The organism is Paenibacillus sp. ov031 (assembly GCF_900143165.1).
Lineage (GTDB): Bacteria > Bacillota > Bacilli > Paenibacillales > Paenibacillaceae > Paenibacillus > Paenibacillus marchantiae.
The window spans coordinates 491,799-513,452 of sequence record NZ_FRDO01000004.1; the positions used below are offsets into that span (position 1 = coordinate 491,799).

Here is a 21,654-nt window from a genome sequence, read left to right on the forward strand (position 1 = left end):
ATAACGGAGAGGACAGAAATAACCTGAAGAAGCGAAGCGTTCGCCTTTATCCCCGGATTTCCCCTTTTTCAGAAAGGAATCAAAAAAATCTGGGGATAACAGCGATCGGAAGGTTGTTCTGTCATCGGAGTGCCAGTGTAAATATTCATTTGTTGAACCCATATAGAAAGGAGACTACATATGAATCGATCCCATCCCAAAAAAGATTTTTCGGTTGAAGAAATTACAGAGCTCCTTGTGCAATTCGTGCAAACCCAAAACTTGACCGAATTTTATAAATGGGCCAAAGAACTTCATCCCTACGACCTTTCTCTGGTATATAAAAAGTTCCCTGAACAAGAGACGAAACGCTTCTTGCTCTTATTCAAACCGGACGTGCTCGCCGACATGGCAGAAGCGCTCACGCTTCACGAACAGGTGCATCTATTCGAACAGTTAGGCCCGGAGCGCACTCTTGAAGTCATGCAGCAAATGGACAAAAGTGATCTGATTCGCTTCATGCATGATCTGCCCCTCCAACGCAGAGAAGAACTGCTGTCCAATATGAATCTCGATCATTCCGCCATTATCCGCTCCGTGCTGAACTATCCACCGGAAACGGCTGGACGGATCATGACCGATCGTTACCGTACGCTGTTATCGCATGAAACCGCAAAGGAAGCACTTAGAGAATCGCAGGCTACGCTGCACATTCCTGCAACCAGTTATCTGTATGTCACCGATGATAAAGGCAAACTGGTCGGAGTCGTGAGTTATCAATCCCTTGCTCAGGCAGATGATAACACCAAAGTAGAAGAGCTGATGACTCGGCGTGTCATCCATGCAACAGTTGATATGGACCAGGAAGAAGCTGCACAGCTGTTGCAACGTTATGAGTTTATGGCTTTACCTGTCGTGGATGAAAACCGCAGATTATGCGGTGTTATCCAAATGGATGATGTCATTGATATTATTATGGACGAAGCCAGTGAAGACATCGCCAAGATGGGTGGCGGCAGTAAAGACATCGATTTTGATACCAAACCATTGGTTGCCGTCAGACGTCGCCTTCCATGGCTGATTTTATTGTTATTTATCGGATTGATCTCAGGCAGCATCGTGGATTTTTTCGAAGACACGCTGAATCAGGTTGTGGCACTGGCGTTCTTCATGCCCATGATAGCCGGTATGACGGGGAATACGGGTACACAATCCCTTGCAGTGGTTGTACGTGGCTTGATTGGACGCAAGCTGGACAAGGCCACAGTGCTCGCGCTTATTGGCCGAGAGATTAAAGTAGGCACAATGATTGGACTTGTATGCGGTTTGCTGATCACGGTCATCGCCTATTTCTGGCAAGGTGACTGGCTGCTCGGAGCGATTATTGGAGTATCACTATTCTTCACCCTGGTTATCGGAACACTGACCGGTACTTGTATTCCTCTTCTGCTCAGTCGTTTCAAAGTGGACCCTGCGGTTGCCTCCGGCCCATTAATCACAACGTTGAATGATATATTGTCGTTGTTTATCTATTTCGGCATCGCTACTCGTTTTCTGGATGCCTTAATGTAAATTAACCTTTCAGTCTTTATTCATTGAACAGGTACTTTAATACAGTAAAAAGACTCAACTTCCTCTGTACATACAGTGAGGTTGAGTCTTTTGGTGTTATTTTCAATCTAAAAGAGAACTGCCTTATGCTTCATTTTAATGTATTTGCTATTTCAACTAATGTTTGATAATCGTATAACGGTTCAAGATTGTTGTTTTTCCCTGAAATAAGAGAGTAAGTTAAACCCTCGTTTCTCCAATAGATGGCACTTACATTTCCGTCTCCTTGGTCCCATGTTTGAGAGCCATTAGATAATTTCAAACCTTTCTTCCCCTTCGGAGGCGTATCCACCTTTGAGTTTGTAATCATAGTGATCAGGTTCAATCCTTCGTCGGTATTGGCATACGTGATTTCGACTGCTTCAAATGTACCATTGGTATCTAAAATCCTCGCTGATTTTTGAGTAACTTGGAAAGGAACTGACGGTTGTTTGATTTCAAAAGGGGTCCTAGCTTCAGTCTCTTCAAATGAAATTTCAACTGGAGGACTCAGATCCAAATTATTGATTGGTTGGTCACCTTCCCCATTTTTAAAGCAAGCAGACAATAAAAGAGGTATCATACATAGGAACAGCAACTTACTTACAGCTTTCAATTAATCACCTCGATATCAAAGTAGTTACTTCTATGACGTTTCTATTAGCTGGAAAGTTATGTTTTTTTCCTGCTCATGTGCATTCTGCTGCAATAATGTACTATAAGCCAATGCCTCCCCGGAGTATGATCATGTAACTACAACTCGGGGAGGCCCTATGAATCTTACATCTTTTTTCATCTATTGCATTGTCGTTACCTTCACACCTGGACCCAGCAATATTGTGATTCTCACTTCCGTCAGACAGGTTGGTCCCCGGAAAACGATGGAGTATGTGTGGGGTGCCACCGTTGCATTTGGCTTATTACTTGCTGCTTCTGCTCTTCTCAATCATGTACTTGCTGAGGTATTGCCTGGTATTCTCCAAGTGATGCAGATCGTGGGTAGTGTTTATATGATATATCTGGCTTATCAAGTCTATAAAATGGGTTCCACCGAGACGGCATCGAAGCAAGTTACGGGGTTTCTAAACGGTTTAATCATGCAGTTTGTGAATCCAAAAGTGGTTCTGTTCACGTTCACTGTCATTCCCAGTTATGTTCTGCCGTACTACGATAGCACCATGTCAACGTTTCTGTTCGTGATCATTATTACCATCATCGGCTTCTTGGCCTATTCCAGTTGGGCCGTGTTTGGCTCCATCTTCAGAACCTTACTCAATCGTCATCAAAAAGCAGTGAGTATCCTAATGGCCCTTTTTTTGTTATACTCAGCCATCATGGTATCGGGAATCATCTAACGCGCGGGAGGTGTGTGCAGCATGGAATTGTTTAACTATAAGAAATCACAGGACGTACTGGCTCTATCCGCCAGCTTTACGGATTTCACCTATAAAAAGCATTGCCACGAGGAATATGCAGTAGGAGTCACGCTTCGCGGTATTCAGCAATACCATCTGGACGGACATTATCAAGCCTCCCACAAAAACGGCGTGATGTTATTCAACCGGGAGCAGTCCCATGATGGAAGTTCCTATGACAAAGCCGGCATAGACTATGTCATGCTATATCTGAAGCCGGATTTGGTCGAAGAGGTTCTAGGGAAAAAGGAATTGCGTTTTAATAGCCCCATCGTCTATGACCCTGTGCTTGCACGAAGCATCCTGATGCTGAATGATGCTGTTCAAAACGGACAGGATGAAGCGAGATGCAGTGAACTGCTCTTGGGCCTGTTGCAATTACTCTCGCAATCGGAAATGGACACCAAGTTATGGCGGCCTCAGGACAATCTGGTTCGAAAAGCGAAAGAAATGATGTTTTGCAGTATTGAAGATGTTCTGAAGCTGGACGACCTGAGTGCGGAATTCAACATGTCCAAGTTTCAATTTATCCGCGAGTTCAAGTCCCATGCCGGCATATCGCCTTATCAGTTTTTTCTGAATTGTAAGGTGGAGCGTGCCAGACAGTCCATTGAAACGCATAAGGATGTTTACTCCGCTGTAGCCGAATGTGGTTTTGTCGACCTGACTCATCTGAACAGACACTTTAAACGAGTATTCGGTATCACGGCTTATGAATATATGCTGCAGTTAAACTAATTGAATCGGTACGATTATCCGACAAAATGTATAAAATCCCCGCATGGAACGCGTTTACCTCAACGTTCCACACGGGGATTTTCTTTTCTCTTCCGTTGCCGTACTGCCATTCTCCCTTAATTCAGATCCTAACATCACGCGCGCTTCTTCCTTCTCCAGATCCAGCCACTTACCAATACAAGCAATAGAATAACCCCACCATATATGATGAGATAAAATGACCAACTTCGTCCTTGATCGGTTTTTACAAAATCATCCTGACTCACTACTTTTCCTGCTCCCAGCAGCTTTAACGCGTCTCCAGCTTGATCAATGGAAACATTGCCACTGCAAAGATTCGTATGCAACTTATCGTCCATTTTATTCTTATAAGCAAAGATCAGATAGGATTGGTTCTTCTCCAATTGAATCCCACAAGATTCCGAACCAGCATCATTACCCATGACAGTCATTCGTTTAGAAGAAACACCCTTCCATGCGGTATCCACTTCAAAGGTATATGCTCTCAATCGGTCAGGGCTGAATATTTGCGTCCCACCCCTTTTCACCACTTTACCTGTAAAAACCGATGTGGACGTCTTCAGTTTCTCTTGAGCATTCGATTCTACACAGCTGCAAGCATAAGCTTTTTCCCCAGGGAATACTGTGTAACCCAATCCAACCAACAACAAAATCAATGCAAACCATACTAAGCGCTTCATCCTTTCACCCCCGGCTCAGATTGCAACACCCTTCTTGGAATCGTTCACATTTTGTTTGAAGCGATATTTATTGTAAGATTATAGCATAATACGAATATTGTATTGAGCATCATCAGAATTCAGACACCTTGGAGGAAACCGTCACTTGAATCAGACTTTGAAAAAGAATATCTCCATCCCGCTGCTCGTTGCAGCGTTATGTCTCATTGCATTTGTAAGCATCGCCCTGTCCATCAGCGACAACCAGATCCACGTCTTTGACGATACCTTGATTGGTTGGATACAGGGCATGGAATCACCCGGAATGACACGATTGATGCAGCTCTTTACCTGGATTGGCAGCGAGGTGCCTGTGGTTGTCATTACCATTCTCGCCATGCTTGTGCTGTATATCTACCTCAGGCACAAACGCGAGCTGCTCTTCCTGGCTTGTGTTATTGCGGGCTCGACTTTGCTCAATGCATTGATTAAGCTAGTATTCCAGCGCGCCAGACCTACGATTAACCGGATTATTGAGGTGAGTGGTTATAGCTTCCCCAGTGGCCATTCCATGGCAGCGTTCAGCTTGTATGGCGGCCTGGCCTTCTTAATCTGGAAGCATGTACCGACAGCGACTGGACGCGTACTCATGATTATCGTGAGTGCGATCTTCATCCTGACGATTGGAATGAGCCGAATTTATTTGGGGGTGCACTATCCCAGTGATGTCGTGGGTGGGTACTTTCTGAGTGGATGCTGGCTTGCCGTATGCATATGGTTCTATCAGCGACATCTGGAACGCCTTTCCCTGTTACAGTCCAAACCTCTCGCTTAGGTTTTTTCGCTCACCATGCAATGATCCAACCCATGCTTGAAAACAAACCAAACCTAAAGAACCTCACAGGTGCATCCAGCACCAGTGAGGTTCTTTACGTCATTATGAATCTATTTTACAGTGGCAACTTAGAGCTCCTCGCCATTGGATTCAATGACTTTTTTGTACCAGTGGAAGCTCTTCTTCGGTGTTCTGCTGAAATCACCATTGCCATCATTGTCCTTGTTCACATGAATGAAGCCATAACGCTTCTTCATCTCTCCCGTGGATGCGCTGACCAAGTCGATACATCCCCACATCGTGTAAGCGATAAGCTCCACACCGTCGGCAACGGCTTCTTTCATTTGTTCAATGTGACCTCTCAAATAATCAATCCGATAGTCATCTTGAATAGAGCCATCTTCCTCCACTACATCCACTGCACCCAGCCCGTTCTCCACAACCATCAATGGAATTTGGTAACGATCATACAGGTGGTTCAGGGTGTAACGTAATCCTTTCGGATCGATCTGCCAGCCCCAGTCGGAAGCTTCCAGATACGGATTTTTGATGCCGCCCAGCAGATTTCCCTCTGCTCTATCCAACGACTCATCCGCACTCTCGACCAAGGACATGTAATAGCTAAAGGAATAGAAGTCCACGCAGCCTTCACGCAGAGTCTGTGCATCTTCCGGCTGCATCTCGATCTGGATGCCTTCTTCGGCGAAGAAACGTTTGGCGAATCCAGGGTACGCTCCACGAACCTGTACGTCTCCACAGATCATGTTGGACAGCTGGTCCTTCTTCTGCGCGAGCAAAATATCGTCCGGATTGCATGTATTCGGATATGTTGTCATGAAAGCGACCATACAGCCGATTTGGAAATCAGGATTGATTTCATGTCCCAGCTTCACTGCTTTTGCACTTGCAACAAATTGGTGATGCAGCGCCTGAAAGCGGGTCTGTGGATCATCAACGCCATCGATCAATGTCTCTTTGCCTTCAAACAGGATACCTGCAGCCATATAAGCCCCCATTGGCATTGTCAGACAGTTGATCTCGTTGAAGGTCAGCCAGTATTTCACCTGATCTTTGTATCGGTTAAACAGGGTTGTACAATATCGGATATAACAATCAATCACTTCGCGCGAAGCCCAGCCGTTATATTTCTGGGTCAGACCAAATGGTGTCTCGTAGTGAGAAATGGTCACGAGCGGTTCAATGTTGTACTTTTTCAACTCAGCAAAGACGTTGTCATAGAACTGCAATCCCTCTTCGTTTGGCTCCAGATCATAACCGTTCGGGTAGATTCTGGACCAGTTAATGGACATGCGGAACATTTTGAAGCCCATTTCAGCCATCAGGGCAATATCCTCTTTGTAATGACCATAAAAATCAACCGCTTCATGGCTCGGATAATACGTGCCCTCTTCCAGTACAGGCGTAATCCGCCGTGGTGTCGTGTGCGTTCCACCTGTCATCATATCGGAAGTACTTGGGCCTTTACCACCCTTGTCCCATCCACCTTCAAACTGATTGGCAGCCGTTGCGCCACCCCAGAAAAATCCGTCTTTCATCGACATCATCAATTCCTCCTTCATGATCTTCCTAACACATACATCCAGTGTACCCCCCATACCCTGACACCTATTGTCATGGTATAATGTCGGCATGGAAAATAATCGATTATTCAGAATGCTATTGCTGTTATTGGAGAAAAAGAAAGCTACCGCCCCCGAGCTCGCGCGTTTGTTCGAGATATCCGTGCGCACGGTGTACCGTGATATCGACAGACTGAGTGCGGCGGGTATTCCCGTATACACGACAACCGGAAAGCATGGCGGTATCCATCTCATGGACAACTTTGTCATGGACAAATCCCTGTTGTCCGAAGATGATCAGAATGAAATTTTGCTTGGATTATATAGCGTCAGCGCCATCCCTCACCTTAACACTGCCCATATGCTCAAACGTTTAACCGCCCTGTTTGATCACAAGTTGGATTGGATCGAGTTCGACTTTTCACCATGGGGCAGCATTCCACTGCAGGAGAGGGAGCTGTTCAATCAGGTCAAGCAGGCGATCTTCACGAATCAATGGATTACGTTTCACTATGTCAATTCGGATGGAGAGAAGAGTGTTCCGACGGTTGAACCTCTCAAACTTTTGTTCAAGAACAGTACTTGGTATTTCAAGGGGTACATTCACGACGAGCACGACCGAAACGAATTTCAGACGTTCAAAATGAAACGCATTACCCAGCTGAAATTTCTGCCGAGGGTTCCCCGAAACAACATGAACATCGGATCAACGGAAAATGAGACACAAGTCTCTATCAACCAAATCGCTCTGGAACTGTCGTTCTCCAACTCTATTGCGTATAGGGTGTATGATTTTTTTGAACCATCACGCGTTGAAAAAGAGCCCGACGGCAGGCTGCGCGTTGCCCTTGAACTGAATGAGGGAGAATGGCTGTACTCCTTCCTGATGTCGTTTGGATCTGACCTGACCGTAATCAAGCCTGCACACGTTGGACAGGAACTGCTTAGGCGACATATCAAAGCGGTAGAACATTTACAACAGGTCGTTAACAACAGGTTGGAAAATGAATGATATAATGTAGCTCTGATCATCTGTTGATTCTTTTACTTTTTTGCTATCTATCCATTTCCTGAAGGAGGTTTGTCCATGCAAGACATTAGACGTAACAATGTGGAACGATTCAAAGGTTTCGGTACGTTATATGACCAGAACCGGCCCGCTGCGCCCACCGAGGTCGTAGATATTCTGACGAATTATTTGGGCAGCAAACCTCGCTTAGTCGCAGATGTTGGCTGTGGTACGGGCTTATCGTCATGGATTTGGCTAAATGAGGCAGAACGTGTTATTGGCGTCGAACCAAGCGATGATATGAGAGCTGTCGCAGAGTACAAATGGGAAGCGGCAGGCAAACCGGACCATCTTCGCTTTGTCTCCGGCCTGTCCCACGAACTGGGACTACCTGATGGCAGTGTGGATATCGTGACCTGCTCACAGTCGTTCCACTGGATGGAGCCCCAGTCCACACTGCGCGAATTTGCGCGTGTACTGCGTCCAGGCGGCATATTTGCTGCCTACGACTGTGACTGGCCACCAGTGGTTGATTGGCAGCTGGAACAAGCCTATCTGCAGTTGAATACGGAGGCAGATCATCGAGCTGCCAGTCTGGCACCTCAGGAAAACCAAGCTCATAAATGGAGTAAAGACGGACATTTGCAGCAGATTCAGCAGTCCGGCTTGTTCCGTTATTCACGTGAAATTGTGTTTCATCATCGGGAAACATTCGATGCGGACCGATACGTCAATCTGGCACTAAGCCAAGGAGGCCTGCAAACGGCAGTGAAACTCGGAGCCACTGATCTGCTCGAGGTAGCAGACGAATTTAGACAACTGGCTACACGCATATTTAACGGAGAATCGAGACAAGTTCTATTCTCATATCGAATGCGCCTGGGCATCGTCTGATCTTAAGCTAAGCTCATCCAGATTTTCTCAAAATAAAATACACAAAAGAAACCTGCACCATCACTAGCATCGTGATGTTACAGGTTTTTTGTTCATACATTATCAGGATGAGAAGAGGTCACTTAACTGTCCCTTCTGTACATTCAGTGCCAGCACCAACTTTGACGGGTCCTGCTTCGAGTAGATCACGTTAATAATATGACCTTGCTGAACCTGAGTTAGGGTAGATGGATAAATTTCCTTTGGTATAGTGACCTTACATGTCTCTCCATTTGACTTCGTGACACTAAGCGTAAGCTGAAGTTTGATTTTGCCATTACCTCCGCTTCCAAGTGGAGTAACATCTAAAATCTTGGCCATCGCTTTCTCGCCCGTTCGTGCAATATCCATCATCTCAGGTGCCACGCCTTGCTGCACCATCTTCTCATCCAGCAATTGCTGCATATCTTCCTGAGACAGTCGTCCTTTCAGATCAAGCCCTACCTTCCGTTCATCCTTCACGGAGACCACTAACGGAATAAAGCTGCCCGGCTGGAACTGAGCCATGGACGTCAACGGAATAATGGTTCTCAACTCGGTATCGTATTTCTCACGCCCTTTAAGCGAGACGGTCAGGCCCAGTCGAACTTCCGGCTGCTCATTAATATACGTACCCGTCTGCTGGATGCTTTTAATGACACCAACCGCCGATAATCCTGATTTCACCCTCCCGACGCCGAGGATATTAGCCAAAATGGAGGGAATAAAGATCAGCCCAAATCCGGCAAAAATCGCTGGTGTATACCACCATGCCTGCATAATGATAAAAGGATCATTCCACAACTGTTGTGCCAGAAATGGGGAGAATCCCACCCCGAATACAGTCAACACACCTATTAATCTCAGGAAACCTACCATCTGCCCCACCCTCTCTATCTCTATTATTCGTTGTTAATTGTATTTACTGAATTAAGCCTCCCCCCTTGAAACACGATCACTTTCTAGACAGACAACAGCCCCATGTAAATTAGCTCTGTCGGATTCGCCGGATTTTGCCCCAGTCCCACCCGATCTCCCACGCGCGGAATCTGCATCTTGGACACCAGTGTTTCCAATGTTCGCTGATACTGATTGCCATTTGTCTCTGTTACATCCAGAACAAGCACAACAATTGGATCAAAATTGATCAGCTTACCCGTATCGGTAATCGTGATTACCGTGGCTGTTGCAGTTAAGGGAAGGGAACCACTTGCCGCCAGTTGTGCCTGCTTCGCCGAATCCAGACTCTGGTTGATGGCTTCCCGATGTTCCTTTGATACAAAACCTTTCATCATCATGCCGGTAAGTCCTTTATTCATCATTTTATCTGCCTTCGCAATCGCATCTTCCTGCTTGTTCTTTTTACCAAACCATCCCATAATGAACACCTCGTTTTTTTATTTTTGGTTATAGTTAAAGTATAAACAGGAGGGCTTGTCCTTGAATACCCTTTTGACTGCATACAAAAGAAACGAAAAATCCGGTGATTAAACCACTGAATTCTCGTTTCTTTAACATGCTTTTTGATGGATTCCGCAAAAAAAGAGCCGTAAACGACTCTTAAATGAAAGGTTGGGAGGCATATTTTGTGCCTAATGCACCGGTATTGAACAAAATCATGTAAAAAAACGGCTGTTCTACGCCGATTTTCAATCTATTTTTTGCGTAACAGGTAGACCAGCTTCCGATAATACATGGCGGCTTCCTTATATTTTCGCAGATCCTCGGACACCACGGCCATTCCCTCATATAAAGGTTCAAGACGCATGGCATGCTGCACGGACTCAAAATAAGGCAGACATGCGAGCGCTCGCTCCATGAACACTTCACGATCTCCATGCGCAAGAGCAAGATGGCTCTGGTAGAAGGTTGCACTCATCTGCTGATCCTGAGTTGTTGCACTATTCAACAGTTGATCCACACTCTGCGCAAGTCCCCCCCAGTTTTTTCGTGCCAGTGCCACTTCACACCGATACACACTCACTAATGGCTTCATGGCCTGCTGGGTTTCTTCGGGTTCTTGCTGCAACAGGGATTCGAATCGTTCGATCTCCGACTGCGCCTGATCCAGCTCCCCCGTCATGGTTAACATGACAATCCGATTATTGGCAATGGCAGTGACCAGATCGCCCTGATTACCCGCATACACCAGGTTCGCCTCTGCCATGGTCAATGCCGAGAGCGCCTCCTTTACCAGTCCCATCGCAAAGCAATATCCGCTATAAGCCACGTATAAACCGGACAACCGATGAAACAGCCGCTGATCATAGACATGTCTCATGGTGAGATCGAATACCTGCTTGGCCTCTTCGTACTGTTTGACCTGAATGTAGGCTTCCATCTTGATATTTTGCACAGACAGCCAGAATTCACTTCCAGGAAGAGCCAATTCACTGAGCCTGGTTGCATGTGTTAACACATCCACAGAGGCAAGCTTGGAACGATAGTACTGCACTTTGTAATATAATAACGCCTTTGCTAACGGACGGGGCAGATCCACATCGTCAGGACGGCCGTATTTCTCCAGATAAAAATTCAAATAGGATGTATGTATATATTCATGAGCCGATGCATCATTTAATTGTTGGTAATAGACCGCCTTCATTAAAGCCGTGGTTAGCTCTACTGTCAGCGTATCATCCCGATCTTCAAGTGCATGGACCGTTTCTTCTAATATGGCGGAAGCTGGAACTGACATTTGTTCAAAAATGGCCTCTGCCCGCGCCAGTGTTTCTTCATCCTGTGCAGAAGAGTTTAACAGATAGGAAGTCGTTACGCCAAGACGTGACGCAATAGCCTCTGCCAGATCTTCAGGGAGTGGATAACGATCGGCCAGAATATTGGCAAAGTGAGCCTGCGTAACCAGACCTTCCACGAGGTCTTTGCGGGAGATTTGCTTTCTTTTGCTCAGAAATTCAATCCGTTCCTTCAGCATGGCTAGTCTTCCTTTCGTTTCGATCCTGGAATTACTATAAGTTGAACGAATGATTTTACACTAGAGCACTACGTGGCCAGAACCATCTTCCGATCGCTGTTATCCCCAGATTTTTTGAAATCCCTTATAGAAGGGGAAAATCCGGTGATAAAGGCGAACGCTTCGCTTCTGCAGACCTGTTCTGTCCTCTCCGTTATCGTGTGAATGTATAGCTCAAATTATATAATATCATCCCGGATGCGAAGCCGGATACCGTCTTTTATCCAAATCCATCGAAACGGTTTCCGTTTCGGAGGCAATTGTTTTACAATAAGGTGGTATGTACAAGAGCATTATCCAATTATGAAGAACAAGAGTTGAATATGAAAGGATGCAAATGAATGATTATTAAACCAAGAACACGTGGTTTTATTTGTACAACTTCCCATCCTGTAGGCTGTGCTGCACAAGTCCAGGAGCAAATTGATTATGTAAAATCCCAACCGCAATTGAACGGACCGCGGAACGTACTCGTTATCGGAGCTTCTACTGGATATGGACTTGCTTCGCGCGTCGTATCCGCATTCGGTGCCGGAGCCAACACCATCGGCATTTACCGCCCAAGCAGTGCCACTGAAAAACGTACGGCTTCAGCAGGCTGGTACAACTCCGCTGCATTTGAGAAAGCTGCGGAAGAAGCAGGACTGAAATCATACAGCATCACAGGTGATGCCTTTGCCAACGAAACAAGAGAAAAGACCGTTGAACTGATTCGCAGTGAACTCGGTAAGGTTGATCTGGTAGTCTACAGTGTAGCGTCGGCACGCCGTACCGATCCGAATACTGGTGAAGTATTCAACTCCGTGCTCAAACCGATTGGACAATCGTACACGAACAAAACAGTCAATTTCCATACGGGAGAAGTGACTTCCATTACGCTTGATCCGGCAACCGAAGAAGAAATTCGCCAGACCGTGACCGTGATGGGCGGAGATGATTGGGAACTGTGGATGGATGCCTTGCAACAAGGTGGCGTACTCGCCGACAATGCAACAACCATTGCCTTCTCTTACATCGGTCCTGAACTTACACATGCGATCTATCGTGATGGTTCCATCGGTCAAGCCAAAAACCATCTGGAAGCGACAGCCCACAAGCTGAATGATCGTCTGAGTGCAAAGGGCGGACGTGCTTACCTAACCGTAGCCAAAGCGCTGGTAACCCAGTCAAGCTCCGCAATTCCAGTGGTGCCGTTGTATATCTCTGCATTGTACAAAGTCATGAAGGAAAAAGGCTTGCATGAGGGCTGCATCGAGCAATTGCAACGCTTGTTCGCTGATCGCCTCTATGCGGGAGGAGAAGTTCCGACCGATGAAGCGGGGCGTATTCGTATTGACGATTGGGAGATGAGAGCGGATGTTCAGGAAGAAGTGGCGAAGCTCTGGAACGAGCTGACCACCGAAAACATCTACGATCTGTCCGATCTGGTAGGATACCGTCAGGAATTCTTCCAACTGTTTGGTTTCGAAACCGACGGTGTGGATTATGAAGCAGATGTTGATCCGAATGTTCAAGTACCACATCTGCGTTAATTGAAAAGCAATATTGCTGTGGGACTGGCGTAACAAGCTTATTACAGGTCCAAATCCAGCCTTAGGGGAGCGAGCTTTCGCTCCCTTTTTGACGTCTACCGATTCTATAAGATCGACTTGAGTTGCTTTTTCAACCCCTTCGGCACCGTCTTCTCTACCGTGATGGATCGCGCTCCATGCATCGTTGCAAAGAACTGGAGTCCCTCCCGAAAATCCGCGATCCATTCCTCCACAGGTGGAGCAGTCTCTTCCATCGATAACAACCGCACCGTTAGCACGCCCGTTTTACGATCGAGTCGCGGGTCCATACGTCCAATCAGCCGATCGCCGTGAAGAATGGGCATGGCGTAATATCCGTAGGTTCGTCTCACCTCTGGTGTGTAAATCTCCCACTTATAATGGAAATCAAATAAATCCACAATCCGTTCCCGTCTCCACAGCAGGTTGTCCAGTGGAGGCAGGAATCGTACCGGACCTGATGGATCATAATGCGTTTCTTCCCTTTCCATCTCACGCAACAAACCCTCATCTTCTACCCGGATGTAATAAGGCGTCGCAACGTCCTCTACCTCCAGTGGGATCATGCGACCATCTGCGACACGTGCAGCCATATCATTCCGACGTTCAGCAGCCGTGGATTTCATCCAGCCTAATCGTGGATCTCGGGTATCCACGACCCGATATGCGTAAATGTACTTGTCCATCAAAGCTTGCCTTTGAGTCAAAAGATCGATCTCCGCTGTCATGGATTGGGCCTGCTCCAGCAGTCCGGATTCAGTAATATGAAAATAACGTTCATTGCCCTGTCTTGCTACGACACGAATGGCAGCCGAATCCAGCAGCAAGTTCAACGCTAACGAGGTGTCCTTCGTTTTAGGCACATCTGCACTGTCCCAATATCCACTCACCCGTTCGACGGCACGAAAAGCTCTTGACGGGAGCGGCCCCTCTTCTTCCAAACGCTTCAGCACATGCTGCACCGTGTTTTCCAGCCCTTGCAGTGACGGAGCCAGACGATCCCTTAATCGGGCACGCACAGGTTCGAACATCGCATAATCTTCGATCGGAATAACACATGCGGCATTGGCAAAATATTCGAACACTTTATGATCACTCAACAACGTATGTAAATATTCGGAGGTATAGCCCGGATCACGAGCGCCCAGCACCAAATGCTGATTCCCGGTTACGGCAGCGACAGGATCAATCTGTACGCAGCCAAGGGAGCGAATCAGCTGCATCACCTGTTCAGGACCCGAAGGCAAGGAAACGGCGGGCCAACGTCCCAATAAAAATTGCGTCTGCAGCAAAAAACGCCGTACGATTCTTTTATTCATGCGAAGCGCTTTTGTCATATGTAGAATTCTTCCCTTCATCGAAGATAGGAGGATGTATAGCTATAATTGATCCAATTCAAAAGATATACATTGATTTTAACAGTCCAAGGGATGTCATACCAATCGAAGGAAGAGCTTTTTTTAAAATTTTGATGCTTATGCAGCACTCCGCACATCACAGACAAAATAAAAAGAAGCACCACCATCCTGGGTCCGCTTCTTGTGTTTGACCTTTTGCAATTTTTCCTGTTTCGTGGGCATGAGTCGAACATGCTGGGATAACGCTCCATAATCTCCGTTTACTCTCCGACTTTGCTCTGGACACCACTGTCCTGACCGCTCTGCTTTGCGCAATACTTTTTGCGTTTGTGTACGTGCCATGATAATTGAACACACTCCCTTGGTTGGTATGCACTCAATATATCATGTGCAGGCAGACAAGTGAAGGTGCTTAACGTGGAACTCTTTTTCGCCGTGATTGCCATGTTTCCACAGGTTCCTGATCGTCTTCCTCAATCAATTCCAGTGCTTCTTCCATTCTTCTGGATTTAAACAGCATGATCAGGTCCATCAGATCTTCACGGTCCAGCAGCTTCACCCCGTTGACCGCTGCCAGCGTCCGGCATGCTTCCGTATATCTGGCTGAGGTGAGCACGATGGATCGATCTGCTTCATAATAACGCATGGACGTGTAAATCTCCTGTACTGCGCTGAGTCCAACCGGATGATTTGCTCCGTAACGCTTGGCCTGAATGACATTACGTCTGCCTGCTCTATCCACAAATACAAGGTCCGCACCAAAATCACGGCTGCTTGTGGTCTTATGTACTTCGGCATAACCGAGTTGTTGGAATAAATGATACAGGTACAGTTCAAATTCCGATCCATCCTGCATTTTATCGATATCCTTAATCGTAATCTTACGCGGATTGGCCTCACTTCGTATGCGCTGCCCTCGCCGAATTACACGGCGAATGATCCAGGCAATGAGCAGTAAAAGGACGATAACGCCTATACCCACAGTGGTCATATTTTCATTCCAGTTCATGTCTGTTCTCCTTGTCGTTCCTCTAATCTGTCAGGCTAATCTCCCTCTTAGCCCTCGTCACCCGACTAAATATAGCAGACTTCTCTCGTAACAGAAAGAAGATGAATTCCCTGTAACCCTCGAAATTCTCGAAACAACAATAATATTACACCTCAATCATAAAAGGTTACAGACACTCAGGTTGAATTTCACATGTGTGAAATGGTAGAATTCAACAATCGGTTCTATTTTGAATCGAAGAAAGGTGGTTTATAACTTGCATACATCCAACAAACGAAAGTCCAAAACATGGGCTGCGCTTCTTCTCAGTGGCACGCTCCTCTTCAGCCTGCATACACCAAGCTACGCGGCCGCAGAACAAAATGCACCCTTGCCTAAGCCTTCATGGACATCATCTTCTCTCTCTCTCACGCAAGTGAATACGGAGAAAGACGTTATCGTCAACGAAGTGAACGCAGTACCTGCGAAAAATCTGGTGTATGTGCATTCTTCCCAGCCCGTAACCAAAACAAGCAGCAATACGAAGCTGGATTGGCAGTTGGATTCGCTTCAGGCGCTGGATGCCACGACCGGACAATTGAAATGGAACGTTATTTTCCATGAGAAAAGTGGGCCTTATACAACCTACTCCAATTCGCTATATACCAGCAACGGCACAGCTTACGTATATATGGAATATTCGGATGGAACCAAAAAGGTATACTCGTTCAATACTTCCGGCAAAACCAACTGGGTCAAAAACGTGAGTAATTCATCATCCATGTACCTTCTGGACGACGATACGTTATTGATCGCTTCGAGCCCTGGTGTTCAATCGAACGGTTCCGTTCGTTCAGCCATCTCGCTGTATGACAAAAAGGGAAAACTGATTACGGAAAAAACAATCAACGGTGCTGTACTCAAAGCAGGCAGTGATCGAATCGTAGTCGATGCAAGCAAACAAACCAAAGTGGGCAGCTTCTGGCAGCAGGCCGCTAATCCCAAAGTGGAAATTTACGATCGTACGCTGAATCGTCTTTCCTTCTATCAGTTCCCGAGCAATGCCAACACTCTGGGAGACGGTGGCGGTGAATCACTGGCCATTCTGGAAGATGGCTCCGTGATCATGCGTGCCAATTTTGCCAACACGGGTAACAAGCTGATGGGCTTTGGCACCGATGGCAAACTCGCCTGGGGCCGTGCTATTGCCGGTGATGCCTATGTTCAGACCGCAGGCAACAGTTACACTCTGTTTACAGGCCAAAAGCTGGAGCTGTACACCATGAAAGGCCAAGTGACTGAACGTACATTTAAGGAAGAGCAGCCTATTCTCATGCAGGTTGATCGTACACAGGACGGGCAGTATAAACTTGATTTCGCCAAAAAAGGTTATATTCTCGATCCGCAAACATTGGATACAGTACATGAATATACGTTTGCATCCTCTCCTGGATTGCTCGATGGGTATTCAACGTACAACGATCATATTATTTATCAGATCAATGACGATGCATTATCCAAGTATGTATTGAAGACAGCCTCAGCTAAATAGTAAATGGAGCGCTCTGGTTGACCGACTAACGGTTAACAGGGCGTTCTGTTATTTCACACAACGATGTAGAGTTCTCCCATCAACGCAGAGAACGTAGATAAGTTCTGTAGCCATTGAGATAACATTCTCTTAATCATTGAACAATCAAAAAAAGCTGGGGAAGTTCCTGTTGGAACTCTCCCGGCTTTTTCAATAAGATCTGATGCAATTTGGTCTAATCTAATGAACTTAATTATTTATTCCAGTTTTCTTCAATAAATTCATCCCGTCCGGATTCCGCACGGTCTTCTTTGTAATGCTTCTCATTTTTCTTGTGGTAATCCTGGTGGTAATCTTCTGCCGGATAGAACACAACTGCATCCCGAATCTCCGTCACAATCGGTTGATTGAACCGCCCGCTTGCTGCCAGTTCCTGCTTGGACTGCTCTGCGAGCTCACGTTGACGTTCATTATGGACAAAGATCGCTGTCCGGTACTGACTTCCACGATCCTGAAATTGCCCTCCATCATCGGTTGGGTCCGTCTGGGGCCAATATAGCTCCAGCAGACGTTCATACGGAAACACCTCTGGATCAAACGTGATTTCAACGACCTCGACATGACCGGTCTCCCCGGTTTTGACCTGCTCATATGTTGGATTATCGACGTGACCGCCGGTATAGCCTGATACAATACCATGAATGCCTGGTTGCTCTTCAAATGGTGTAACCATACACCAGAAGCATCCGCCGGCAAATGTAGCTTTTTCCATGCACACTCATCCCTTTCTGTTGTACCTATATCTTAAAACAAAAAGAGGTTGATGGAAAGCCACGTCCGTGGACTTCCATCAACCTCTTCAGAAGCATCTGTTATATCAACAGTTATTCAAAGTGCGTGTTGCCGACTAACTGTATATTCAAGAATTCTTGAATTCGTTACCCGCGGCTTCGGCCCATAGAACGGAAGATCAAGCTCACGATTGCTACAAGTACGATGGCACCGATTAATGCCGGTACTATGTAGAATCCGCCCATTTCTGGACCCATATCTCCCAGGATTACTCCACCTAACCATCCGCCGATAAAACCGGCAATGATGTTACCGATAACGCCGCCGGGAATGTCACGACCAACAATCAGACCTGCCAACCATCCAATGATACCACCGATAATTAATGACCATAACCAACCCATATCATTCACCTCTAATTAAAGTTTTTGTTGTTGTCTGTCTACTATTAACCGCTACAGAAGCATTTAAACAATTGGCATGAAAATTGTTGTATATTACCTTTTGTTCATATGCCCTTTTCTCTGTTCTACAGCCTATAACAAGGCATTATAAACAGATTGCGTCACTTCCGGGCATCTTACACAGTTCAAGACTGCGTTATGTACCTCCCAAAAGTCATTGTATGTTGATTCAGACAGCCTTAGTATAACCAATTGAGGTGAGAATATTTTAATGGTTATATTCGATTAATAAAAACCTGCACGGCCTTTACCTGGCTGAGCCAGCCAGTTATGTTTATGGCTCTTGTCCAACTCTCCTCGCATCGACTGAATGATCTGCACAATGTCTGTCTGGCCATTCTGGTGCCATTCCAGCGCTGCGCTGACATACAGCTCTCCAAGTTGAGCAAGAGAAAAGGTATCCGTCAATCGTGCAGCTTCCAGCGTACCTTCTTCCCCTGCGAAGACATCAAAGCCGCGTTGGTTCAAATATTGCAGGCGCAGCCCTTCGTCCGGTAGCGGTATTTCATAAGCCCGATCAAACCGACCGGCACGGTTCATGAGCCCTGGGTCTATTTTCTCCGGATAATTCGTGGTGCCAATTAGGAAAATGCCCTCTTTGGACGTTGCCCCATCCAATGTATTCAGGAAAAAGGAACGAACTTCATCTGGCATGGAATCGATATCCTCAATAATCAGTACCATGGGAGCCAAACGTTTGGCTGCTTCGAACACTTCACGCACCGATTCACTGTTTGTGTATTCGGTAATTTGCCAATATGCCGCAGGCCCCGGTATGCTTCCCGCAATGGATTTTACGAGGGTCGTTTTTCCGTTTCCAGGATGGCCGTACAGCAGGATGCCACGTTTGTAAGGAATATCATAGTCCCGATAAAAGGAACGATCTGCCTCGAAAAACTGGTCCAACGAACGGAAAATATCCTGTTTAATTTGCGGAGAAAGCACGACCTCATCCCGCCCCACAGAGCGGGTAATGGATTCCACATGACGATCACTGCCATTGCGAGCATCCGTGTACACCGTGACTTTTTTCATATTTTGCTGCCGTTCCCGTTCCCTTACACTGCCCAGAAATTGCTTCAATTCCTCTTCTCCTGTAGCAAAAACAAAATCCTCATTGTATATCCCATTCTCCCGGAAGAAAGGAATGCGGACGAGAGCCACGCCCCACTGCGGATAGGCAAATACATTGTTGCGAATCGAATAATGCACCCCATAGGTTGGTGCATCTCCATCATCCTCATAATGCAGTGTACGCAGCTCCAGATCTTCGAAAATCCGGGCAACCAATTCCACTTCCATACTGTTGCTTTGCAGATCTTCTTTTAGCAGATCCCAGTATTCACTGTTTGGATCATCACTTGCATAGAGTTCATAACGAACGCCGTATCGATTGCCAAGCGCTTCAATGATGCCGCGAATCAAGCGGGCATATATGGCATAGCCTTCGTTTCGGATTTGACTGTCTTGTTGCTCCTCATAGGAATAGATGACTCTATTATGATTCAATTGTTCTTTCTCTATCGTCATTACTTAGCTCCCTTCACAGCGGCAAGTGGTTTACATTTGGCTACAACTTGAGCCAGACCTGCGCCGGTAACACTATCAATAATTTCATCGACATTTTTATAAGCTTGCGGCGATTCATCAATAATCGATTCAAGCGAACGCTGGTTCACCACAATCTCATCTTCAGTTCCCACACCCAGCGCCGAGGCAAAATCCTCCACGGTAACCAGGCGCTTCGTTGCTGTACGCGAACGAATGCGTCCTGCCCCATGACAAATCGAATAATAGTTATCCTTCCCCTCGGGTTGACCTACCATGATATACGAAGCCGTCCCCATTGAACCGGGTATGAGCGCGGGATGACCTGTTGCCAGATATGGCTTCGGATTATCCGGATGACCAGCAGGTAATGCACGTGTAGCTCCTTTGCGGTGTACAAAAACGGAACCTTGATCCGAGTGCGATTCCTCCCATGCATAATTGTGCATCAGATCATAGAGGGTTCGAAATTCGCATTTTGGACCAAACACATCCCGAAAAGCTTCGCGAATTGCATAAGCAATCAGATGGCGGTTCACCACAGCATAATTCAGTGCAGAATACATCATATTGACGTAATGGAGACCTTCCGCATGTTCAAGCGGAGCAAAAACCAGTCTTGGATCGGATGTCCCCAGACCATTTCGCTGCATCACTTTCGCAATCGCTGATGAACTAGTTTGGCTTACATACCCACCCCAAGCCCGGGAACCGGAATGAATCATGACAACAATTTGTCCATCATACAGACCCCAGGCTTCCGCAATCTCCCGATTTTCCTCCGCAATCTCAATCGCTTGAATCTCGGCAAAATGATTGCCTCCACCCAAAGTTCCTAACTGGCGATGAGCCCGATGCCAAGTCATATCCGGTACCAGATTCAACACTTCCTCATCAAAGGCAAATTTGCTGCTCTCTACATGAGTGATGGAAGTTGATTTTTTGGGTGTATAGCTGTCCGGGATATATTTTTTAGGTAATCCATGCAGACCCTTTCGCACAATATGCTCCAAACGAATGTCCGAGTAATGACCGCGCTGATTTGCCTCCATCGGCAGCACTTTCTCAATGGCTTTCACGAGTTTACGGCGCAGCTTCACATCCTTCAGGTCGTCCTTATGCAAATTGGTCATATGCACCCGCATGCCACAGCCGATATCACTGCCTACGATGGATGGAGATACATAGCCACTCTTGGCATCCCATACCGCCGTTGTACCGATGCAGGTGCCTACACCGACATGCACGTCAGGCGTATAGCTCATATAGGAAATGCCCGGGATTTGAAGATTGTTGTTCGCCATCTCGAACACCTTATAGTCCAATGACGAGAATAGTTGTTGTGCCGCATATACCGTTAAGTCCCCAGCAGGCAATTTGACTTCATGTCGGTAGCCACCTGTGAGTTCATTTTGAGTCGTAAATAAATTAGGTTGTGTATTCATAAATGTTTATTATTCCTTCCTATACGTTCAGCTAATTCGGTTCATTTCAAAATTGAACCTAACGTTATTCCGAATTCATATCCATATTCAGTACAACAAAAAAGAAGCCACAGACAGTTCGCCCGTGACTTCTTCATGACAATAACAGAAAACAAAAGCAGCATGAACATGCCGCATCTGTTCTCCATTGCTATATACGCCGAGAGTAGCATATCGATTAATAACGTTCCAAGGATAAACGATATGCATCTTCCCCTATGTCGCCC

21 protein-coding genes are annotated in these 21,654 nt (G+C 46.3%); 8 read left to right on the forward strand and 13 right to left on the reverse strand.

Going from position 1 to position 21,654, the window contains the following annotated elements:
• The first annotated feature begins 180 nt into the window (after positions 1-180).
• Positions 181-1,551, forward strand: a complete 1,371-nt coding sequence (gene mgtE / locus BUA17_RS19730) for a magnesium transporter (RefSeq protein ID WP_072734710.1) — start codon at positions 181-183, stop codon at positions 1,549-1,551.
• A 130-nt stretch (positions 1,552-1,681) separates the two neighbouring features.
• Here the strand turns inward: mgtE and BUA17_RS19735 are convergent, their stop codons facing one another.
• Positions 1,682-2,185, reverse strand: a complete 504-nt coding sequence (locus tag BUA17_RS19735) for a hypothetical protein (protein WP_072734711.1) — start codon at positions 2,183-2,185, stop codon at positions 1,682-1,684.
• A 157-nt stretch (positions 2,186-2,342) separates the two neighbouring features.
• On the opposite strand from BUA17_RS19735, the gene BUA17_RS19740 reads away from it, so the two are divergent.
• Both BUA17_RS19740 and BUA17_RS19745 read left to right on the forward strand, forming a co-directional pair.
• On the forward strand, positions 2,343-2,924 hold the full coding sequence (locus BUA17_RS19740) for a LysE family translocator (RefSeq protein ID WP_072734712.1): 582 nt from the start codon (positions 2,343-2,345) through the stop codon (positions 2,922-2,924).
• 21 nt (positions 2,925-2,945) lie between these two features.
• Positions 2,946-3,722 (forward strand): AraC family transcriptional regulator, encoded by a 777-nt coding sequence (locus BUA17_RS19745; protein ID WP_063565263.1) that lies wholly within the window; start codon positions 2,946-2,948, stop codon positions 3,720-3,722.
• Between the two features lie 134 nt (positions 3,723-3,856).
• On the opposite strand, the gene BUA17_RS19750 is transcribed toward BUA17_RS19745, so the two are convergent.
• A complete protein-coding gene (locus BUA17_RS19750; protein WP_072734713.1) occupies positions 3,857-4,423 on the reverse strand; it encodes a hypothetical protein in 567 nt (188 codons plus the stop codon).
• A 145-nt stretch (positions 4,424-4,568) separates the two neighbouring features.
• Here BUA17_RS19750 and BUA17_RS19755 point away from each other — a divergent pair, with 145 nt between their 5' ends.
• Entirely contained in the window at positions 4,569-5,237 is a 669-nt protein-coding gene (locus BUA17_RS19755) for a phosphatase PAP2 family protein (protein WP_072734714.1), read from the forward strand.
• A 128-nt stretch (positions 5,238-5,365) separates the two neighbouring features.
• Here the strand turns inward: BUA17_RS19755 and BUA17_RS19760 are convergent, their stop codons facing one another.
• On the reverse strand, positions 5,366-6,802 hold the full coding sequence (locus BUA17_RS19760) for a glycoside hydrolase family 1 protein (RefSeq protein ID WP_170867897.1): 1,437 nt from the start codon (positions 6,800-6,802) through the stop codon (positions 5,366-5,368).
• An 85-nt stretch (positions 6,803-6,887) separates the two neighbouring features.
• Between BUA17_RS19760 and BUA17_RS19765 the strand changes: the two genes are divergently transcribed.
• Together BUA17_RS19765 and BUA17_RS19770 are read left to right on the forward strand one after the other, a co-directional pair.
• Complete coding sequence (locus BUA17_RS19765; RefSeq protein WP_072734716.1) at positions 6,888-7,829, forward strand: helix-turn-helix transcriptional regulator; 942 nt, start codon at positions 6,888-6,890, stop codon at positions 7,827-7,829.
• 75 nt (positions 7,830-7,904) lie between these two features.
• A complete protein-coding gene (locus tag BUA17_RS19770; protein ID WP_072734717.1) occupies positions 7,905-8,720 on the forward strand; it encodes a class I SAM-dependent methyltransferase in 816 nt (271 codons plus the stop codon).
• 102 nt (positions 8,721-8,822) lie between these two features.
• Here the strand turns inward: BUA17_RS19770 and BUA17_RS19775 are convergent, their stop codons facing one another.
• The 3 genes from BUA17_RS19775 to BUA17_RS19785 form a co-directional block, all read right to left on the reverse strand.
• Positions 8,823-9,617 carry a hypothetical protein gene (locus BUA17_RS19775; RefSeq protein WP_072734718.1) on the reverse strand — a complete coding sequence of 265 codons (795 nt, stop codon included), beginning with the start codon at positions 9,615-9,617 and terminating at the stop codon, positions 8,823-8,825.
• A gap of 83 nt (positions 9,618-9,700) precedes the next feature.
• Positions 9,701-10,117 carry a hypothetical protein gene (locus BUA17_RS19780; RefSeq protein ID WP_072734719.1) on the reverse strand — a complete coding sequence of 139 codons (417 nt, stop codon included), beginning with the start codon at positions 10,115-10,117 and terminating at the stop codon, positions 9,701-9,703.
• A gap of 275 nt (positions 10,118-10,392) precedes the next feature.
• Positions 10,393-11,673: a transcriptional regulator gene (locus BUA17_RS19785; protein ID WP_072734720.1), complete on the reverse strand. Its 1,281-nt coding sequence runs from the start codon at positions 11,671-11,673 to the stop codon at positions 10,393-10,395.
• Between the two features lie 380 nt (positions 11,674-12,053).
• On the opposite strand from BUA17_RS19785, the gene fabV reads away from it, so the two are divergent.
• Complete coding sequence (fabV, locus tag BUA17_RS19790) at positions 12,054-13,244, forward strand: enoyl-ACP reductase FabV (protein ID WP_072734721.1); 1,191 nt, start codon at positions 12,054-12,056, stop codon at positions 13,242-13,244.
• 104 nt (positions 13,245-13,348) lie between these two features.
• Here fabV and BUA17_RS19795 read toward each other — a convergent pair whose 3' ends face one another.
• From BUA17_RS19795 to BUA17_RS19805, 3 genes are all read right to left on the reverse strand, one after another.
• The gene (locus BUA17_RS19795) at positions 13,349-14,599 is read right to left on the reverse strand and encodes a DNA glycosylase AlkZ-like family protein (RefSeq protein WP_072734722.1); all 1,251 of its coding nucleotides are present in this window, start codon (positions 14,597-14,599) and stop codon (positions 13,349-13,351) included.
• A gap of 138 nt (positions 14,600-14,737) precedes the next feature.
• Positions 14,738-14,962, reverse strand: a complete 225-nt coding sequence (locus tag BUA17_RS19800) for a hypothetical protein (RefSeq protein WP_072734723.1) — start codon at positions 14,960-14,962, stop codon at positions 14,738-14,740.
• 70 nt (positions 14,963-15,032) lie between these two features.
• Positions 15,033-15,629, reverse strand: coding sequence for a restriction endonuclease (locus tag BUA17_RS19805; RefSeq protein ID WP_063565251.1), 597 nt, complete (start codon positions 15,627-15,629; stop codon positions 15,033-15,035).
• A gap of 256 nt (positions 15,630-15,885) precedes the next feature.
• Between BUA17_RS19805 and BUA17_RS19810 the strand changes: the two genes are divergently transcribed.
• Positions 15,886-17,160, forward strand: a complete 1,275-nt coding sequence (locus BUA17_RS19810) for a hypothetical protein (protein WP_063565250.1) — start codon at positions 15,886-15,888, stop codon at positions 17,158-17,160.
• A 232-nt stretch (positions 17,161-17,392) separates the two neighbouring features.
• On the opposite strand, the gene msrA is transcribed toward BUA17_RS19810, so the two are convergent.
• The 4 genes from msrA to BUA17_RS19830 form a co-directional block, all read right to left on the reverse strand.
• Positions 17,393-17,911 (reverse strand): peptide-methionine (S)-S-oxide reductase MsrA, encoded by a 519-nt coding sequence (gene msrA, locus BUA17_RS19815; RefSeq protein ID WP_072734724.1) that lies wholly within the window; start codon positions 17,909-17,911, stop codon positions 17,393-17,395.
• A 166-nt stretch (positions 17,912-18,077) separates the two neighbouring features.
• The gene (locus tag BUA17_RS19820) at positions 18,078-18,335 is read right to left on the reverse strand and encodes a GlsB/YeaQ/YmgE family stress response membrane protein (protein ID WP_017686880.1); all 258 of its coding nucleotides are present in this window, start codon (positions 18,333-18,335) and stop codon (positions 18,078-18,080) included.
• Between the two features lie 285 nt (positions 18,336-18,620).
• Positions 18,621-19,925, reverse strand: coding sequence for an AAA family ATPase (locus BUA17_RS19825; protein ID WP_072734725.1), 1,305 nt, complete (start codon positions 19,923-19,925; stop codon positions 18,621-18,623).
• On the reverse strand, positions 19,925-21,388 hold the full coding sequence (locus BUA17_RS19830; RefSeq protein WP_072734726.1) for an RtcB family protein: 1,464 nt from the start codon (positions 21,386-21,388) through the stop codon (positions 19,925-19,927). The genes BUA17_RS19825 and BUA17_RS19830 overlap by 1 nt, the downstream gene beginning before the upstream one ends.
• Between the last annotated feature and the right edge of the window lie 266 nt (positions 21,389-21,654).

Bases quoted from the DNA above. Each gene is read 5' to 3' on its own strand.
- BUA17_RS19825 (WP_072734725.1), bottom strand. From the start codon at position 19,925: ATGACGATAGAGAAAGAACAATTGAATCATAATAGAGTCATCTATTCC.
- BUA17_RS19795 (WP_072734722.1), bottom strand. From the start codon at position 14,599: ATGACAAAAGCGCTTCGCATGAATAAAAGAATCGTACGGCGTTTTTTG.
- BUA17_RS19765 (WP_072734716.1), top strand. From the start codon at position 6,888: ATGGAAAATAATCGATTATTCAGAATGCTATTGCTGTTATTGGAGAAA.
- BUA17_RS19820 (WP_017686880.1), bottom strand. From the start codon at position 18,335: ATGGGTTGGTTATGGTCATTAATTATCGGTGGTATCATTGGATGGTTG.
- BUA17_RS19830 (WP_072734726.1), bottom strand. From the start codon at position 21,388: ATGAATACACAACCTAATTTATTTACGACTCAAAATGAACTCACAGGT.
- BUA17_RS19775 (WP_072734718.1), bottom strand. From the start codon at position 9,617: ATGGTAGGTTTCCTGAGATTAATAGGTGTGTTGACTGTATTCGGGGTG.
- BUA17_RS19770 (WP_072734717.1), top strand. From the start codon at position 7,905: ATGCAAGACATTAGACGTAACAATGTGGAACGATTCAAAGGTTTCGGT.
- BUA17_RS19750 (WP_072734713.1), bottom strand. From the start codon at position 4,423: ATGAAGCGCTTAGTATGGTTTGCATTGATTTTGTTGTTGGTTGGATTG.
- BUA17_RS19760 (WP_170867897.1), bottom strand. From the start codon at position 6,802: ATGATGTCGATGAAAGACGGATTTTTCTGGGGTGGCGCAACGGCTGCC.
- fabV (WP_072734721.1), top strand. From the start codon at position 12,054: ATGATTATTAAACCAAGAACACGTGGTTTTATTTGTACAACTTCCCAT.
- BUA17_RS19805 (WP_063565251.1), bottom strand. From the start codon at position 15,629: ATGAACTGGAATGAAAATATGACCACTGTGGGTATAGGCGTTATCGTC.
- BUA17_RS19745 (WP_063565263.1), top strand. From the start codon at position 2,946: ATGGAATTGTTTAACTATAAGAAATCACAGGACGTACTGGCTCTATCC.
- BUA17_RS19780 (WP_072734719.1), bottom strand. From the start codon at position 10,117: ATGGGATGGTTTGGTAAAAAGAACAAGCAGGAAGATGCGATTGCGAAG.
- BUA17_RS19740 (WP_072734712.1), top strand. From the start codon at position 2,343: ATGAATCTTACATCTTTTTTCATCTATTGCATTGTCGTTACCTTCACA.
- BUA17_RS19785 (WP_072734720.1), bottom strand. From the start codon at position 11,673: ATGCTGAAGGAACGGATTGAATTTCTGAGCAAAAGAAAGCAAATCTCC.
- mgtE (WP_072734710.1), top strand. From the start codon at position 181: ATGAATCGATCCCATCCCAAAAAAGATTTTTCGGTTGAAGAAATTACA.
- msrA (WP_072734724.1), bottom strand. From the start codon at position 17,911: ATGGAAAAAGCTACATTTGCCGGCGGATGCTTCTGGTGTATGGTTACA.
- BUA17_RS19800 (WP_072734723.1), bottom strand. From the start codon at position 14,962: ATGGCACGTACACAAACGCAAAAAGTATTGCGCAAAGCAGAGCGGTCA.